The organism is Kangiella geojedonensis, assembly GCF_000981765.1.
GTDB classification, from domain to species: domain Bacteria; phylum Pseudomonadota; class Gammaproteobacteria; order Enterobacterales; family Kangiellaceae; genus Kangiella; species Kangiella geojedonensis.
Genome location: NZ_CP010975.1, coordinates 300,560 through 316,394, shown reverse-complemented (window position 1 = coordinate 316,394; position 15,835 = coordinate 300,560). Strand labels below are relative to the sequence as shown.

Annotated in this window: 19 protein-coding genes; 7 read left to right on the top strand and 12 right to left on the bottom strand. The window is 42.7% G+C overall.

Annotated elements, in window-relative coordinates; genetic code table 11:
* Nucleotides 1–39 precede the first annotated feature (39 nt).
* Nucleotides 40–2,742, bottom strand: coding sequence for a TonB-dependent receptor plug domain-containing protein (locus TQ33_RS01520; RefSeq protein WP_046560496.1), 2,703 nt, complete (start codon nt 2,740–2,742; stop codon nt 40–42).
* Nucleotides 2,743–3,172: 430 nt separating this feature from the next.
* Between TQ33_RS01520 and glnA the strand changes: the two genes are divergently transcribed.
* The 5 genes from glnA (at nt 3,173) to trmL (ending at nt 7,540) form a co-directional block, all read left to right on the top strand.
* The gene (glnA, locus tag TQ33_RS01515; protein WP_046560495.1) at nt 3,173–4,582 is read left to right on the top strand and encodes a glutamate--ammonia ligase; all 1,410 of its coding nucleotides are present in this window, start codon (nt 3,173–3,175) and stop codon (nt 4,580–4,582) included.
* A 115-nt stretch (nt 4,583–4,697) separates the two neighbouring features.
* Nucleotides 4,698–5,258 carry a DUF4124 domain-containing protein gene (locus tag TQ33_RS01510; protein ID WP_046560494.1) on the top strand — a complete coding sequence of 187 codons (561 nt, stop codon included), beginning with the start codon at nt 4,698–4,700 and terminating at the stop codon, nt 5,256–5,258.
* A 116-nt stretch (nt 5,259–5,374) separates the two neighbouring features.
* Nucleotides 5,375–6,448 (top strand): nitrogen regulation protein NR(II), encoded by a 1,074-nt coding sequence (gene glnL / locus TQ33_RS01505; RefSeq protein WP_046560493.1) that lies wholly within the window; start codon nt 5,375–5,377, stop codon nt 6,446–6,448.
* Nucleotides 6,445–7,077: a response regulator gene (locus TQ33_RS01500; RefSeq protein WP_228640304.1), complete on the top strand. Its 633-nt coding sequence runs from the start codon at nt 6,445–6,447 to the stop codon at nt 7,075–7,077. Before glnL ends, TQ33_RS01500 begins: the two co-directional genes overlap by 4 nt.
* Before the next feature lies 1 nt (nt 7,078).
* Nucleotides 7,079–7,540 (top strand): tRNA (uridine(34)/cytosine(34)/5-carboxymethylaminomethyluridine(34)-2'-O)-methyltransferase TrmL, encoded by a 462-nt coding sequence (gene trmL, locus TQ33_RS01495; RefSeq protein WP_046560492.1) that lies wholly within the window; start codon nt 7,079–7,081, stop codon nt 7,538–7,540.
* Between the two features lie 16 nt (nt 7,541–7,556).
* Here trmL and gpsA read toward each other — a convergent pair whose 3' ends face one another.
* The 5 genes from gpsA to TQ33_RS01470 all read right to left on the bottom strand — a co-directional run bounded on the left by gpsA (nt 7,557) and on the right by TQ33_RS01470 (nt 10,790).
* Nucleotides 7,557–8,561: an NAD(P)H-dependent glycerol-3-phosphate dehydrogenase gene (gene gpsA, locus TQ33_RS01490; RefSeq protein WP_046560491.1), complete on the bottom strand. Its 1,005-nt coding sequence runs from the start codon at nt 8,559–8,561 to the stop codon at nt 7,557–7,559.
* On the bottom strand, nt 8,561–9,058 hold the full coding sequence (secB, locus tag TQ33_RS01485; RefSeq protein WP_046560490.1) for a protein-export chaperone SecB: 498 nt from the start codon (nt 9,056–9,058) through the stop codon (nt 8,561–8,563). Before secB ends, gpsA begins: the two co-directional genes overlap by 1 nt.
* 45 nt (nt 9,059–9,103) lie before the next feature.
* Nucleotides 9,104–9,361 (bottom strand): glutaredoxin 3, encoded by a 258-nt coding sequence (gene grxC / locus TQ33_RS01480; RefSeq protein WP_046560489.1) that lies wholly within the window; start codon nt 9,359–9,361, stop codon nt 9,104–9,106.
* A gap of 9 nt (nt 9,362–9,370) precedes the next feature.
* Entirely contained in the window at nt 9,371–9,796 is a 426-nt protein-coding gene (locus tag TQ33_RS01475) for a rhodanese-like domain-containing protein (RefSeq protein ID WP_046560488.1), read from the bottom strand.
* A 100-nt stretch (nt 9,797–9,896) separates the two neighbouring features.
* A complete protein-coding gene (locus TQ33_RS01470) occupies nt 9,897–10,790 on the bottom strand; it encodes a hydrogen peroxide-inducible genes activator (RefSeq protein ID WP_046560487.1) in 894 nt (297 codons plus the stop codon).
* 137 nt (nt 10,791–10,927) lie between these two features.
* Here TQ33_RS01470 and ahpC point away from each other — a divergent pair, with 137 nt between their 5' ends.
* Nucleotides 10,928–11,491 (top strand): alkyl hydroperoxide reductase subunit C, encoded by a 564-nt coding sequence (ahpC, locus tag TQ33_RS01465; protein WP_046560486.1) that lies wholly within the window; start codon nt 10,928–10,930, stop codon nt 11,489–11,491.
* A gap of 107 nt (nt 11,492–11,598) precedes the next feature.
* Nucleotides 11,599–13,212, top strand: coding sequence for an alkyl hydroperoxide reductase subunit F (gene ahpF, locus TQ33_RS01460; RefSeq protein ID WP_046560485.1), 1,614 nt, complete (start codon nt 11,599–11,601; stop codon nt 13,210–13,212).
* Between the two features lie 36 nt (nt 13,213–13,248).
* Here the strand turns inward: ahpF and TQ33_RS01455 are convergent, their stop codons facing one another.
* The 6 genes from TQ33_RS01455 to TQ33_RS01430 all read right to left on the bottom strand — a co-directional run bounded on the left by TQ33_RS01455 (nt 13,249) and on the right by TQ33_RS01430 (nt 15,667).
* Complete coding sequence (locus TQ33_RS01455; RefSeq protein WP_144405934.1) at nt 13,249–13,596, bottom strand: response regulator receiver protein; 348 nt, start codon at nt 13,594–13,596, stop codon at nt 13,249–13,251.
* A complete protein-coding gene (locus TQ33_RS01450) occupies nt 13,586–13,975 on the bottom strand; it encodes a hypothetical protein (RefSeq protein ID WP_046560484.1) in 390 nt (129 codons plus the stop codon). The genes TQ33_RS01455 and TQ33_RS01450 overlap by 11 nt, the downstream gene beginning before the upstream one ends.
* A gap of 12 nt (nt 13,976–13,987) precedes the next feature.
* A complete protein-coding gene (locus tag TQ33_RS01445) occupies nt 13,988–14,218 on the bottom strand; it encodes a hypothetical protein (protein WP_052735156.1) in 231 nt (76 codons plus the stop codon).
* 146 nt (nt 14,219–14,364) lie between these two features.
* Nucleotides 14,365–14,706 carry a hypothetical protein gene (locus tag TQ33_RS01440; RefSeq protein ID WP_052735155.1) on the bottom strand — a complete coding sequence of 114 codons (342 nt, stop codon included), beginning with the start codon at nt 14,704–14,706 and terminating at the stop codon, nt 14,365–14,367.
* 132 nt (nt 14,707–14,838) lie between these two features.
* Nucleotides 14,839–15,120, bottom strand: coding sequence for a hypothetical protein (locus TQ33_RS01435; protein WP_144405932.1), 282 nt, complete (start codon nt 15,118–15,120; stop codon nt 14,839–14,841).
* Between the two features lie 202 nt (nt 15,121–15,322).
* Nucleotides 15,323–15,667 carry a hypothetical protein gene (locus TQ33_RS01430; protein WP_046560481.1) on the bottom strand — a complete coding sequence of 115 codons (345 nt, stop codon included), beginning with the start codon at nt 15,665–15,667 and terminating at the stop codon, nt 15,323–15,325.
* Nucleotides 15,668–15,835 lie beyond the last annotated feature (168 nt).

Genomic DNA, 15,835 nt, shown 5'->3' with positions numbered 1-15,835 from the left:
TAAATTCGCCCTTCTTGGTCTTGCTTAAAGCTCTAGATATTAGAAGCTTTGAGTGTACTGAACGTACGTGTAACGACCATAGCCATCGTATAAACCGAAGTTATAGTCACGACCATCGTAAGTTACTAATGTAGGAAGTTTTTCACCAACATTTTGTACACCTAGAGTAATACGACCATCCCAAGGTGCTGTGTAGTTCATTTGTACGTCATGCGTAGTCCATGTACCTACTGCGTTAGCGCCTTCACCGTTAGCATCAACAACGTTTGTGTTTAATGCGAACTGGAAGTCACCGATAGCGTATTGGTTACGTAGTTGTGCACGGTACTCAGGAAGACTCGCGATACCTACTAGGTCATCACCGTCGTTTACAGAGTAATCGTTAACATAGCTGATTTGTAGAACTGAGTCTAAAACACCGCCAGCTAGGTCAAAACGAGTGTGCATGTTCCAGTCGATGTTACTTGTTTTCAAAGTACCTTCGTTACCAGAACCACGTACAACCTGTGTAATCACGTCACAAGTTTGTGAAGGATCTACAGAACATGGCTGTGATTCACGAGTTACAATCATAGCGTCATCTACTGGACGTGGATCGTAGTTCGCATCACCTGGCTGATAGATACCAGCTTCTGTACCACGACGGTTAACAACTGTTTGCGCTGAGAAAGAAACGATACGATCTTCGATTTCAACAGATGAGAAATCTAAAGACATGTCGAACCAATCAGAAGGCTGCCAAACAACACCAAACGCGTACTGTTCTGATTGCTCAGAAGACAAGCCTGGGTTTGAAATTGATAAACCGTTAATCTGACACTCTTCAGTACGATCGCCAACTAATACGTCACACGTATCTGCGTCAGAGATTGAATCTGCTGAGAAAGCAGGTCTTTGAGTTAAGATATCAAGAGTAGGTGCACGGAAACCTTCACCCCATGAAGCACGTAATGTTACTTCATCAGTAGGTTGGAAACGCATACCTACTTTAGGAGAGAAATCACTACCGTAGTCTGAATAGCTATCGTAACGACCAGCTAAAGTTACTTCGAAGTTATCCATAAATGGCATTAAAGTTTCAAAGTACATAGCGTTTACGCTACGGCCACCGCCTGCTGAGTTACCAGCAGAACCACCAACTAGACCAGCTTCTGATTGCGAGTCATATAGATCTTGGTAGTACTCTTCACGACGCTCAGCACCAACGAACATTTGCATAGTACCGCCATCAAGATCCATAAGATCAAATGCTACAGATGCATAAATTTCGTCAATGTTGAAGTCACTTTCACGTGAAGTTGTTACCGCAGAACCGCTTAATACTGAGTCTGGGTTTGAAGATGGCTGTTGAACGTTATAACCATAGTAGTATGAGTTAGGATCAAACGTACTAGTGTTGTCACCGTATGTTTCATAACCAGGGTTGAAGTCGTTTACGAAGCCCCAAGCTGTGTTTGCTGCTAAGTAACCGTTACCGATTTCTTTAGTGCTGTTACGTACGCGACGTGCACCGAAATCTAGCTCTACGTTACCAACATAACCAGTAGCACCAACTAAGAAGTCATAGTTTGTGTTGTTAACTGTGTTATCACGGTTACCAACTGCTGCGAAACGGTGCCAAATATCAACGTCACGTTGTGCACCAGCTACAGAAGCATCATATGCAACTGCGTTAGGGTTGTTTGGATCGTAGAACCAAGCGTTAGGGTTACTTGGGTTGTTGTAGCTGTTAGCATCAATTACTAAATCAGAGTAGTAGAATGTGCTGTCAGGTACTGGAGCATAACGACCGAAAGACTTAGTTGTGTTAACGCTAGCGTTACTGTATAGCTCCCAGTCATCATTGATCTGGTGAGTACCTTTTAAGAAGATAGATTCGTTTTCGTTTGAAGCTTCGTTCGCGTTAGTCGAGTTGAAGTTGAAACGACAAAGAGTACCATCTAGGTAGAAGTTTTCTTCACCACAAGCACCAGGAATACCTTCAAAGTCGAAAGAACCTGCAGTAGTAAAGTTAGCACCGAAGATTGACGCGCCTGTACCTACCCAAGGGAAGTTACGTTCAAAAATGATTTCACGCTTGTTCCAAGATACACCAGCTAGCAAGCTTGTAGTACCGTCAGAAGAGCCGAATAAAGCGTGACCAGACTCACGGTCACCGCCGTCTGAAGGAACGCTTACGCGACCTTGGCTTACCATCAACTCAGCGCCGTTATAGTCTTGACGAGTGATAACGTTTACAACACCACCGATAGCATCAGAACCATATACAGCTGATGCACCGTCAGTTAATACTTCAATACGCTCAATCGCACCTAATGGGATTGAGTTCAAATCTTGACCTTGGCCAGTTGAAGGAGAGTGCGTCAAACGACGACCGTCAATCAATACCAAAGTACGACCAGAACCGATACCACGTAAATCAACAGTAGAAACACCCTGAGCTGAACTACCAGATTGTGGACGCAATGAACCAGCACTGTTAAAAGTAAGTTCACGCATTAATTCTGCTGCAGATAATGCACCAGATAATTCGATTGTTTCACGGTCGATTACTGTAATTGGATTTGCGCCTTCAACGTCAGAACGCTTCAAACGAGAACCAGTTACAACAATTCGCTCTGCGTCCGCGCCTTCTTCTTCGTCTGCAGCGAAGGTTGCTGGAGCGCTAACAGCAAGAGAAGCAGCAAAACCGCTATATAAAGCGACTTTTACAGCTTTCGCTATCATTGTCTTGTTAGTCATAAATTCCTACCTATAGATAAGTTGGTAAATTTTCTTTGTTGTTACCAAAACCATTTTCCGCCTCCCACATAAAGAGGGCCATGGCAAAATACAGCCTTGGAGTATGCTATAGGTACCACATTAAAATTCCTTGGTCAACAAAATTTACATATTAATGTTTTAATGAGCGACCTTAGTTCTAAGACATAACCCACTGTTTTAATTCATTAAATTTTTATATTGTTTTAGTTTTTTTCGACTTACAGCTGTTCATTTAATAATCATGATTTTACATGTTTATTAACTGCCCGTTCAGTTTTAGTCAGTACCCGCACTCTGCACCAATATGGTGCAGCTGCTTGTCGTCTACATTTACTTTTACGTAGTTTTAAGATTCAAGGTTGATATAATGTGCCCAGTTTAAATTCAATCTTGATTCGGGGTTAGCACAATGTCAGTAGACAATGTTTTAAAGATGATCGAAGAGTATGATGTGAAATTTGTTGATTTACGTTTCACAGACACTAAAGGTAAAGAGCAACACGTCACTATTCCTGCACGTGTGGTTGACGAAGATTTATTGACAGACGGTAAAATGTTTGATGGCTCTTCAATCGCTGGCTGGAAAGGCATTAATGAATCTGACATGGTTCTTATGCCGAATACAGACACGGCATTAATGGACCCATTCTACGAAGACGCAACCTTATTACTTCGTTGCGACATCTTAGAACCTGCAACTATGAGTGGTTATGACCGTGATCCTCGTTCAGTCGCTCGTCGCGCCGAAGAGTACTTAAAGTCAACTGGCCTAGCGGACTCAGCATTTTTTGGACCTGAACCTGAATTTTTTATTTTTGAAGATGTTAAGTTCAAAACAGACATCAGCGGCTCTTCTTACAAAATCGACGATCCTGAAGCTGCCTGGAACTCAGATAAAAGCTACGAAGGTGGTAACACCGGTCACCGTCCTCGTGTAAAAGGCGGTTACTTCCCAGTGCCACCAGTCGATTCATCTCAAGACTTACGTTCTCAGATGTGTCTAGTATTAGAAAGCATGGGGCAGGTGATCGAAGCGCACCACCACGAAGTTGGTACTGCAGGTCAAAATGAAATCGCAACTCAGTTTAACTCTTTAGTTAAAAAGGCTGACGAAATTCAGATCATGAAGTACGTCATTCATAACGTAGCTCATGCTTACGGTAAAACAGCCACATTCATGCCAAAGCCACTAGCAGGCGATAATGGCTCAGGTATGCACGTTCACATGTCTTTAGCCAAAGATGGCAATAACATCTTCGCTGGTGATAAGTATGCAGGTCTATCTGAAGAGGCTTTGTATTATGTTGGCGGCATCATTAAGCATGCAAAAGCACTTAATGCTCTAACTAACCCTTCAACAAACTCCTACAAACGTCTTGTACCGGGTTTTGAAGCACCGGTTATGTTGGCATACTCTGCAAAGAACCGCTCAGCATCAATTCGTGTTCCTCACGTAGGAAGCGCCAAAGCGCGTCGTATCGAGGTTCGCTTCCCTGATCCTATGGCTAACCCTTACTTAGCATTCGCAGGCCTTATGATGGCTGGTTTAGACGGCATTCAAAACAAAATTCACCCTGGTGATGCGATGGATAAAGATTTGTACGATCTTCCAGCAGAAGAGGCAATGTCTATCCCTCAGGTTGCAGGCTCGTTAGAAGAGGCTCTTGACGCACTTGATAATGATCGTGAGTTCTTAACTCGTGGCGGTGTTTTCTCAGATGACATGCTTGATGCGTACATTAACCTTAAGCGTGAAGATGTCGAGCGCTTAAAGCTAACACCATCTCCTGTAGAGTTCGACTTATACTACAGCCTGTAAAGACTTTAGAGATTCAAGTCTGACATAAAAGCCCGGCATTGCCCGGGCTTTTTATTTTGACAGTTCCGTACTAGTTTTAGATACTAAAGGGAGTCCATCCATTCAAGGAAATGACATGAAACTATTACCATTGACATTGTTTACTCTTTTTACCATGGCAGGCAGCTTGCTCAGTAATGCAGCCAATGAAACGGTCATGTACAAAAAAGTGGACAAGAATGGCAAAGTCACTTTCACCGATAAGCCGATTCCTGGCTCAACACCTATAACGATAAAAACCAATACCAATGTGGTGGATACACCTAAACCAACCATCAAGCCTAAAACCTTCTCCACACCAGAGGAGCTGGATGATAAAAGCCAGGAGCCCTTCAAGTACGAAGTCTTAGCAGTAGATAGCCCAGAGCATGATCAGGCGGTTCGAGCAAACTCAGGTGATATCAATATCATTGTGGGGCTAACACCGAGTCTACAACCGAACCATAGTCTGCAACTGATCATGGATGGTTCTCCCGTAGGTTCACAACAGAAAATCCCTTACTTTGCCCTCAATGGTGTGGATAGAGGAACTCATCAAATTTCAGTGCAAGTCATTGATGATGAAAGTAAAGATACTGTACAAACGAGTGAATCCATAACCTTTCACCTATTGAGAGCCTCAAGACTCAATCGTTAATATTGCACCACTCTTTGAGAGAAAAAATTAAACACACAATTAAAGCGCACCAAATTGGTGCGTTTTTTGATTAAGCCAGCTATACTACTGATTCTACTATCGAACTACCATCAACCATGCAGACCGAGCGACTACTCGACAACCTTTCCACAGCCATTATTGCGTTTGATGCCCATGGCCGCTTTATTTATCTCAATCAAGCTGCTGAGAAGGCCTTTTCGACCAGTAGTAAAGTGTTAGCCGGAAAGAGGTACAGCTACTTTATAGCGAGTGACAGCTTACCCATTACTAAGATTGTTGAAGCCCTTCGCCAAAACGGTCAGTTTATTCTGGACAATGTCCAACTCAAGCTGCTTAACGACAAAGAGTTAACCGTCGATCTCTGTGGCCACTGGTTCCAAGCCGAACAACCCTACTTAATCGTCGAATGGCAAGATCCAAACAACTTACCACACCGAGCCCAAAGCCATGACTTATCGAAACAAAGTCAGGTTAGCGAGCGTTTGTTACAAAAACTGGCTCATGAAATCAAAAACCCGCTCAGCGGCATTCGCGGTGCAGCACAGCTACTCGCTAGTGAATCAAAGAATAGCCAAAATAATAACATCACTGAATTTACCGATATTATCGAACAGGAAACATCACGACTGACGCAACTGGTGGATCGGATGCTTCTGTCCACGCACAAAGCCACGCGTGTGGACATGAATATTCATGAGGTCACCGAAAGAGTGCTTGAGTTATCCAATATCAACTTACCAAGCCAGATTGAGTTACAACGTGACTATGATCCTAGCTTACCCAACTTTTTTTGTGCACCAGACTCCGTTTACCAAGCTATTCTTAATATCACACAGAATGCTATCGAAGCTTGTGCTTCGCAACATGAAGCAACCATTACCCTTCGCACACGAGCACTGCCACGCCACACTATCAATGATAAGCAATACTCGCTGACGGTCTGCGTTCAAGTCGAAGATAATGGCCCCGGCATTCCTCAAGAGCTACAGCCGAGCATATTCTTCCCTCTGATTAGCGGCAGAAATAGTAGTGGCCTAGGTCTTGGTATAGCGCAAAGTCTCATCCAACAACAGCAGGGACTCATCGAATTTAATAGCACGCCCGAAAAGACGATTTTTTCCGTCTACTTGCCGGTGATTCATGTTAATAGCCAGGGCCAACATTCATGAGTCATTCCGATATGGACAATACCGTATTAATTGTCGATGACGATAGTTCCATTCGCTGGGTGCTTGCTCGAGCGTTGAGTAATGCCCAATTTAAAGTGCTCTCATGCGACAATGGGCAACAAGCCATTAGCATGATTGAGTCAGCTCGACCGCAACTTGTGATCACTGATATTCAAATGAGTGGCATGGACGGCTTAGAATTATTGGCTAGCATTAATCAACAGTGGCCAGATCTTCCTGTAATCATGATTACAGCCTACGCTGACACTGACCTCGCAACCAAAACCCACGAACTAGGCGCTTTTGATTACTTACCTAAGCCTTTTGATATCAATCATGTTATTAAACTTTGCCAACGAGCCGTTGATAGTAAAAGAGAAAGGCAAGAGCTTCCTTTATGGTTACAGCAAATTGAAAAGAAAATTGATAGTGAGTATCACCAAGGGAATAGTGAGATACTGATTGAAATGCAACAACAGTTTGAAGAGTTTGTGGTCGAGTCAGCTTTGCGACTAACTCAGGGCCATAAACAAAAAGCGTCAAAAGTGCTTGGTTGGGGTCGCAATACACTTACGCGTAAACTAAAATACTGGCAAGAACACTCCGAACCAAGAACTGAAGAAGAATAATATGTTGCACATCGTTTTATTTGAGCCTGAAATTCCGCCTAACACTGGCAATATCATCAGGCTTTGTGCCAACACGGGGATGCAACTCCACCTAATCAAGCCCCTTGGTTTTGAGCTCGACGACAAGCGTATGCGACGTGCAGGATTGGATTATCATGAGTGGGCTAACGTTATCATCCATGATGACTTTGAACATTTTAAAGCCTCGCAACAGCCACAACGATTATTTGCGCTCAGCACTAAGGGTAAACAGCATTACCATCAAATCCAATATCAAGATGGTGACTATTTTATTTTTGGCCCTGAAACACGAGGATTGCCGGATCACATCTTAGAAGAGTTGGCGACGACCCTGCTGAGAATACCGATGAAAGAAGGAAGTCGAAGTTTAAACCTTTCAAACACCGCGGCGATCATGGCATTTGAAGCTTTGAGGCAGCTTGGTTTTGAAGGCTGCCAATAAGAAGACTTTAAAAGTCTTAAGACTCCGCTTTAAGATCGCGGGTCAATAATTCACGAGCCGCAGCTTTGGGATCCGCACCTTCGTAAATGATTTTATATATCGCTTCGCAAATGGGCATTTCGACGCCAACACGCTCAGACAACATATGAATTTCATGAGCATTCCTTACGCCTTCAACAACTTGTCCGATAGCGTTTTCCGCACCTTCGCGATCACCGCCCTGCCCCAACGCTAAACCAAAACGTCTGTTGCGTGACTGATCATCCGTACAGGTTAAGACCAAGTCACCCATTCCAGCCATACCATTAAAGGTTTCAGGTTTACCACCTAAAGCAACACCTAAGCGCTTCATTTCGGCTAGTCCGCGGGTAATTAATGCAGTACGAGCATTCGAACCAAATCCTAGACCATCAGCGATTCCGGCGCCGATAGCAACCACATTCTTAACCGCACCACCGATCTGTAAACCGATAACGTCACTACTGATATAAACTCGGAATCGTTCGTTATGGAAGTCGAGTGCTAATTGCTCTGCTAACTCTGGGTCATCAGATGCCAAGCTAATCGCGGTTGGCATTCCTCGAGCCATCTCTTTGGCAAAGCTAGGTCCAGACAAAATAGCGTGAGGCTGAGATGCTCCAAGCTCTTCTTTTAAGACATTACCCAGCAAATCACCGGTATCAGGATCTAAACCTTTACTCGCCCAGATAATAGGTAACTCGTTAATTAGGTGTGGTTTTATGGATTGCAAAGCTGAACGAAAAGCATGACTGGGGACAGCGACTAAAACCACATCTGAGTCAGAAACAGCCTTAGCGATATCATCAGTTACTTCTAGTCCCTTTGGAAAAGTCACATCAGGTAAATAGCGCGAGTTGCTACGCTCAGCTTGCATAGTTGCAGCCTGAGCCGCATCACGCGCCCACATGTTTACCTGATGGCCATTGCTCGCTAAAACAATAGCTAGAGCAGTTCCGTACGAGCCTGCGCCCAGAACCGCAAAAGACTTAAGATCAGCCATTAAGCGTTAGCTTCGCCCTGCTGTGCAGCTTGTTGCTGGGCTTGTTGGTATAAAGAGTTAAAGTTTATTGGCTGAAGTACGAAGCGCGGGAAGCCACCACGTGAAACTGCTTCCGAAATTGCTTCACGAACATACGGTAACAACTGTTCACAGCAGAAAGTTCTTAATAAGCGTGAACGAGTTTCATCGTCCATACCTTTAATTGCGAAAACTCCACCATATTTAACTTCTGCAATAAAAGCAGTTTTCTCACCAACTTTAGACGTTACAGTTACCTGTAGTTCTGTCTCATAACTATCATTTTCTAGGTCTTTAACGCGATTATTCAGGTTCACGCTAATCTCGGGCTTGTACTGCTCCAGGAAGATTTCTGGTGAGTTAGGAGCTTCAAACGAGATATCTTTTGCATAGATCGTTTGAATGACTAATTGAACACCCTCAGGAGTTTCAACTTGTTGCTCGCCTGCTGCTTGATTTGCTGAATTTTCATCTGCCATAACTGTACTCTCTTTAATATTTAATGTTTTGAGTTGTTGTAATAATTACGATTGTTCCAACATAGGTTCTAACTTGCCCGCCGCATGCAATGCATACAAATCATCGCAGCCACCAATCGGCTGATTATTGATAATGATTTGTGGCACTGTATGCCCGCCAGCAATCTCAATCATGGTTTGGCGCAACTCACTGTTTCCGTCAATCGCTATTTCGTTGTAATCAACATCTAGTTTATCCAGTAAATGCTTTGCTCGTACACAAAATGGGCAATAGCCTTTGGTATAGATATCAACTGTCGCCATAATTATTGCTTAACCTTTTGTCAGAGGTAAATTGTCACCAGTCCAAGACTGGATACCACCTTTCAATTTATGCACTTGCTGGAAACCGTGCTTGCGCAATAAAATTGCGGCACTACCAGACTGCATTCCAGTGGCACAAACCATAATAATGGGGCCCTGCTTATTTTTTTCAAGGTCCTTAGTGCTATCCTTCAATTTAGTAAAAGGAATATTGATGGCACCGTGAATATGACCTTTATTAAAGTCAGCAACTGACCTTAAATCAACCACTTGCGCATCTTGTTTGTTGATCATTTGAGTCGCTGTCAATGGCGTTAAAGCCTGAGAGCCACTGGTCATGGTTTTAATAATACTAATCAACAACAAAAGCGCGAACGCTAACCACGCCGAACCTAAGAATGGATGGTTGCTAAAGAATTCAAATAACTGCTGCATTTGTCAGGAAACCTAGAGTTTATGCTGAGATTTAAAACATTGCATTATACACAAAACCGCGCCCTAGCCTAGAGCTTGCTCCTTAGCAAAATGACTAAAATTAGTCGTCGAGGGCTTTTTGGCAAATGGCCTTAAGAGCATCCACACTGTTTAAACGAGTAAAGTTTGGGCGTATCAAGAAAGCAATTTTGCGGTGCGGTCCTTTTTCATTCAGATGTACCGCCTTTAACTCCTTGTTTTGTGAAATCAATTGCTCCATCGCCATTTCTGGAATCAAGGTGGTCCCGAGTCGTCCCATTACCATCTGCACCAAGGTATTGAGGCTGGTTGCACCAAACCCATGATTAGCAGCTTGCTCAGTCAGCTTACAGGCATCAAGTATGTGGTCCTTTAAACAGTGGCCCTCTTTCAGCAACATTAAGTTACTATGAGTGAGCTCGTCACTGGTTATCTCTTTTAAACCACTGTATTTATCATCTTTTAACGTAACCCAATAAAAGTCCTCCTGCCAAAACTCTAACGATAAAAGCCCATCATGAGGATAAGGCAAGGCTAAAATGGCCGTATCCAACTCACCCCTTCGCACCATATCCACTAACACATGCGACTGCTCTTCAACGATTCGTAACTCAGCGCCTGGGAACTCGTCATGTAGTAGCGGAAACATTTTCGGCAATAAATAAGGAGCAATCGTCGGAATCACACCCACAGATAAAGGAAAGCTCAAGGGATCCAGCAAGTTCTCAGACAGCCCCTCCAGCGCACTAACCTGTAAAACGATCTGTTGCGCCCGGTCCAAAACTTCCTGCCCAATTGGTGTCACCAAGACTTTTTTATTGTCCCGCTCAAAAATTTGCACACCCAGTTGCTCTTCCAGTTGATTAAGGGCGGTACTGAGGGCGGACTGGCTAATGTTGCACTTTTCCGCAGCTTTTTTGAAGTGCAATGTTTCCGCGGCGGCCAAAGCGTACGTCAGCTGTTTAAAAGAAATCATGATAATCCTATTGCTTGCTTATGTTCACTATTTTAGAACATAAGCATCAATTAATTCAAATTTACTAAATCATGCTTATCCTTATACTTAACACCGTAATCACATACAACCTTAAATGAATCAACAGGAGGCCACACATGGCACTTATCAATACTGAAATTAAGCCATTTAACGCGACAGCTTATAAGAACGGCGAGTTCGTTGAAGTATCAAACAAAGACATCGAAGGCAAATGGGCAGTCTTTTTCTTCTACCCAGCAGACTTCACGTTTGTATGCCCAACGGAGCTTGGTGACCTAGCGGATCATTACGAAGAACTACAAAGTCGTGGCGTAGAAGTGTTCTCAGTATCAACCGATACACACTTCACTCACAAAGCATGGCACGAAACGTCTGACACTATTGGCAAAATCAAATACGGCATGATCGGTGACCCAACAGGTGAAATCACTCGCAACTTCGAAGTGATGCGTGAAGGTCAAGGCCTTGCAGATCGAGGTACTTTCGTGGTCGACCCTGACGGCGTTATCCAAGTCATGGAAATTACTGCTGAAGGTGTAGGTCGTGATGCTGATGAGTTGGTTCGTAAAATCAAAGCCGCTCAATACGTACGTGACAACCCAGGCCAGGTTTGCCCAGCAGCTTGGAAAGAAGGTGAAGAAACATTAGCACCATCTTTAGACTTAGTCGGTAAGATTTAATCGACTTTATGGCTCGCTTGGTCAACAGCGCCAAGCGAGCGTCACTCCCGCACACTTACACTTTAAAGCGGGAATAACCAAAACAATTGCAAGACAAGGTGAATATCATGCTAAATACACAAATTCTAGAAGCTTTGAAAAGCTATACCGCCGAGATGCAAAAGACGGTGACTTTCGTCTTGCAAAACGGTGAACATTCAAAGCGCGAGGAACTGAAAGACTTTTTAGAGCAGTTTGCTAGCGTTAGTGATCGTATTAATGTTGAAGAACGCTCTGTAAACTTATTACGTAGTCCCATTAGCTTTTTACTGGAAGTCGATGGCGTAGACAGCGGCATCCAGTTCTCAGGAATCCCTTCAGGACACGAGTTTAACTCCTTAGTGCTTGCAGTGCTTCAATCTGCAGGAACACCGGTAAAATTAGATAGCTCACTACAAAGCATGGTCAAAAATATTGACCAAGACATGAAATTCGAAGTGTTTGTGAGCTTAAGCTGTCACAACTGTCCAGACGTGGTTCAAGCGTTAAACCAATTTGCCGTGTTAAACCCAAACATTTCAGCAGAGATGATTGACGGTGGCTTATTCCAAAACGTCATTGAAGAGCGCGATATTCAGGGCGTACCCAGCGTTTACCTAAACGGTGAGTTATTTGCCAACGGTAAAGTGACTGCGGCAGAACTTATCGATAAGTTATTAGCGTTTGATCCATCAATCGCTAAAGCCGACGCTAATGAAAAGCTACCTCTGCAAGATGTCGTCGTTATCGGCGGTGGCCCAGCGGGCGTCAGTTCAGCTATTTACAGCGCTCGTAAAGGCTTAAAAGTGACGTTAATTGCCGACCGCATCGGCGGCCAAGTTAAAGACACCATGGGTATTGAAAACTTAATCTCTGTGCCAAAAACCACAGGTCCTGAATTATCAGGTGCGTTACAAGCACACTTAAACGAGTATGATGTTACGGTCAAAGAACATTTGCGCGTGACAGAAGTGAGCCAAGGCGATATCAAAAATATCACCTTGTCATCTGGCGAAGTTATTGATACTAAAACCATGATTATCGCCACAGGCGCTAAATGGAGAGAACTGGGTATTCCAGGTGAAAAAGAAAACGTCGGTAATGGTGTGGCTTACTGCCCGCACTGCGATGGCCCATTCTTTAAAGGTAAAGATGTTGCCGTCATCGGTGGCGGTAACTCTGGTATCGAGGCGGCGTTGGATCTAGCAGGTATCGTGAAATCTGTAACCGTCTTCGAGTTTATGCCCGACTTAAAAGCCGACAAAGTATTGGTCGACCAAGCCGAATCAAAAGACAATATCACGATTCTAAAAAACGTTGCTACCAAAGAAATACACGCTACTGATGGAAAAGTATCCTCTATCGAGTATACCGATAGAGCAACCGAAACAAACCACAGTATTGAATTAGAAGGTGTCTTTGTACAAATTGGCCTAGTGCCTAACAGTCACTTCCTCGGCGATGTGGTCGAAACCACAAAGTTCGGTGAAATCGTCATTAACGAAAAATGCGAAACCTCGCAACCGGGTATTTATGCTGCCGGTGATGTCACCACGGTGCCGTATAAACAAATCGTCGTATCTATGGGCGAAGGCTCTAAAGCATCACTGGCATCCTTCGAGTATCTACTGGCTAACTCCAGCAAACTCAAAAAGATGTACGAGGATCATCAATCTTCTCAGGACGAACGTAACGCCGCATAGTAGAATAATAAAGCCCCGACTCGGGGCTTTTATTTTTTAAAACTTTATATATAATCTGTTAATTGCACCAGAATCTAAATCTGCATCAAAGTTTACCGTAATTTCTTTGCCCATTGAGGCAGCCGAAAGCGCAACACTTAACATTGATTTAACGCCTTCTCTTTTAACGCCATTAACGCCCTCTTTAACGTAATAATAAGCATTACTAGCCCCATCACGACAATTTGTATTTATCTCTGTGAAAGTGAGTACAAAGTCTCCTGTCAAGAGTGGGTAGATTTTCTCTATTGCTGAGGTTTGCCACTGGCTATTCACCGCAGCACTTATTTCTGATATGAGAATTAATACTGTAAACATCGCGGTTCTGAGCATATCAATCACCAAACCAAATCCTATCAATTGTCATATAACCGCTCGTTACACCTCTCATTTGAATGCTGACATTTCGATCCTGTGTGTTGGCTGAGAGAAGAGTAGAGTACAACATTTTTGCGAAATCAGCATTATTACTGATTTTGTATATCGCCGCATTCCCATGCGTAATTGAATAGCCCACCTTTTCTGCTTCTGGTACAGGCAAAGTTGTATCAAAGTACAAAAGTATCTGACTTCTGTCGTTTACATAAACTCTTTTTACTTTACCTTTATAACTACAATATGGAGCGACTCCAGAACTATACTGACAGCTCGGCTGCTCAGCAAACACTGTAGAGGAAAGTGATAGCAATGTTAACAAACTGAGACAAAAAGCAGCTTTCTTCATTATTTCTCCAGATTAGGGTTGGCGTATATGAATGGTATGCACAGAATAATTAAATGCATCCTCAGTACTGTTATACCATCCCACTTTTTGGCATCCTGTTACATAAAAGTGAACTTCTTTATTCGCTGAAAAACCAGCCAAAACCATTGCATAGGCCTTGTCGTATTGAGGGTGGCTCTCTGGGATATAGATTCGATTACCAATAGCACAATTTTCTGCATTCCCAAAGTTACCCCAAACCATTACGCCATTTCCGCGCTCAACATCAACACGAGAAGGTACCGCCCAGTCAGACCATGAACCCGCAAATACACTTAATGGACTTATAAAGACAAGAAAACTAAAATTTTCATCCTGTAAAACCTATCCTTTATTATTTATATTACCGACTAATTTTTATGAATTGAGAAATACTTCAACGTATCAGAAACACCCTGATCAATGCAGTCACCCTCAGTCCTTAGGGTAAGTTTTTTATCCGCCATCATTGCCGCCATAAGACCACTAATATACTCTTTAGCCATAGGCCTCGACGCATCAAATGATATGTAATCCCTGTTAGCCCCATGGCATTCAGGTGGGTTATTCACACCACCCTCGGGGTAAACATATACGAGTCCTACTTCCCCCGTTTCCAAAAAAAGAATTCTCTCAATTTTTGCATTGGTAGAACCCGCATTAACGGTCAAAGGTAGCAAAGCCATAACACCAATAACGATCTTTTTAATCATAGTTTTATTACTTATTACTTATTACTTATTACTTATTACTTATTACTTATTACTTATTACTTATTACTTATTACTTATTACTTATTTTTTTACTGTAAATGACTTTTGGAGTACTTAAAATGACAGACCTGATTAGTATTCTTGATAAAGATAACTAATTTCGACACTACCCTCTGTCGGACAAGAGTTAACTTTGACAGAGACAGGCTTTCCTGCCATAGCACTAGCTAGAAGCATCGAGTACCAGTTCTTAGCATCAATAACAGTATTAGCAGAAGTGTCGTTCATCTTGAAATAGTAATATTGACTACCCGTAATGCAGTCATCTCCTTTTATTCTAAAATGAACCTTATCATTCACTGCATAAATCCTTTTAACCTCGCCTGTAATATATTCAGCTAAAGCATTCGGCATAATAGCCAAGACTATTATTACTATAATTTTATACACACCTTTTCCTTCCTATTTTATTTATTATTCGACTCTCTTAAACGCAGTCTCTTTTTAATATGTCACAGTCAGCCTAAATTTATTTATGCACTAGCTTGTTTATATTGAGTAATTCAATTTTCTTTTCTCAACTTACTTCAGAAAATAGGTCTGTCCTTTTTTGCGCTTACTTTATTGCCGCACCTTGGCTTGAAGTACTAGACGCATAACAGTTAGAGCTTGTTGTTTGATCTAGATCAACAACAACACCAAATTGCTTGCCCGCAGTAAGTGCGGTTAATGCCATCGAAAGCGCTGCTTTCGTCCTTTCAGAACCCATATCAGTGACCGTGAACCTAATTCGGCTATAATTACAATTTGTTGCAATATCTCCATTATCAATAGTCACGAAGAAGCTTCCATCATCGGTAAAAGTCATTACTTGTGTAACCTCTCCCCAATACCAGGCATTCGTAGCAGAGCCTGTACTTGATAGTAACGTTATCACTACTGCTAATATTAGCTTTTTCATTAATTACCTTTCACTTTCATCTCAAATTGGAACCACTGAATTATAACTCGTCTAAGTCCCTATGATTCACGTCTTTACGCTCGTAATTTCGCTACAAAGCCATCTGTAGATCAAGCTTCCTTATACTTGATAAACTAACTCTGACCCATTTATTCTGCACCCTAAGCT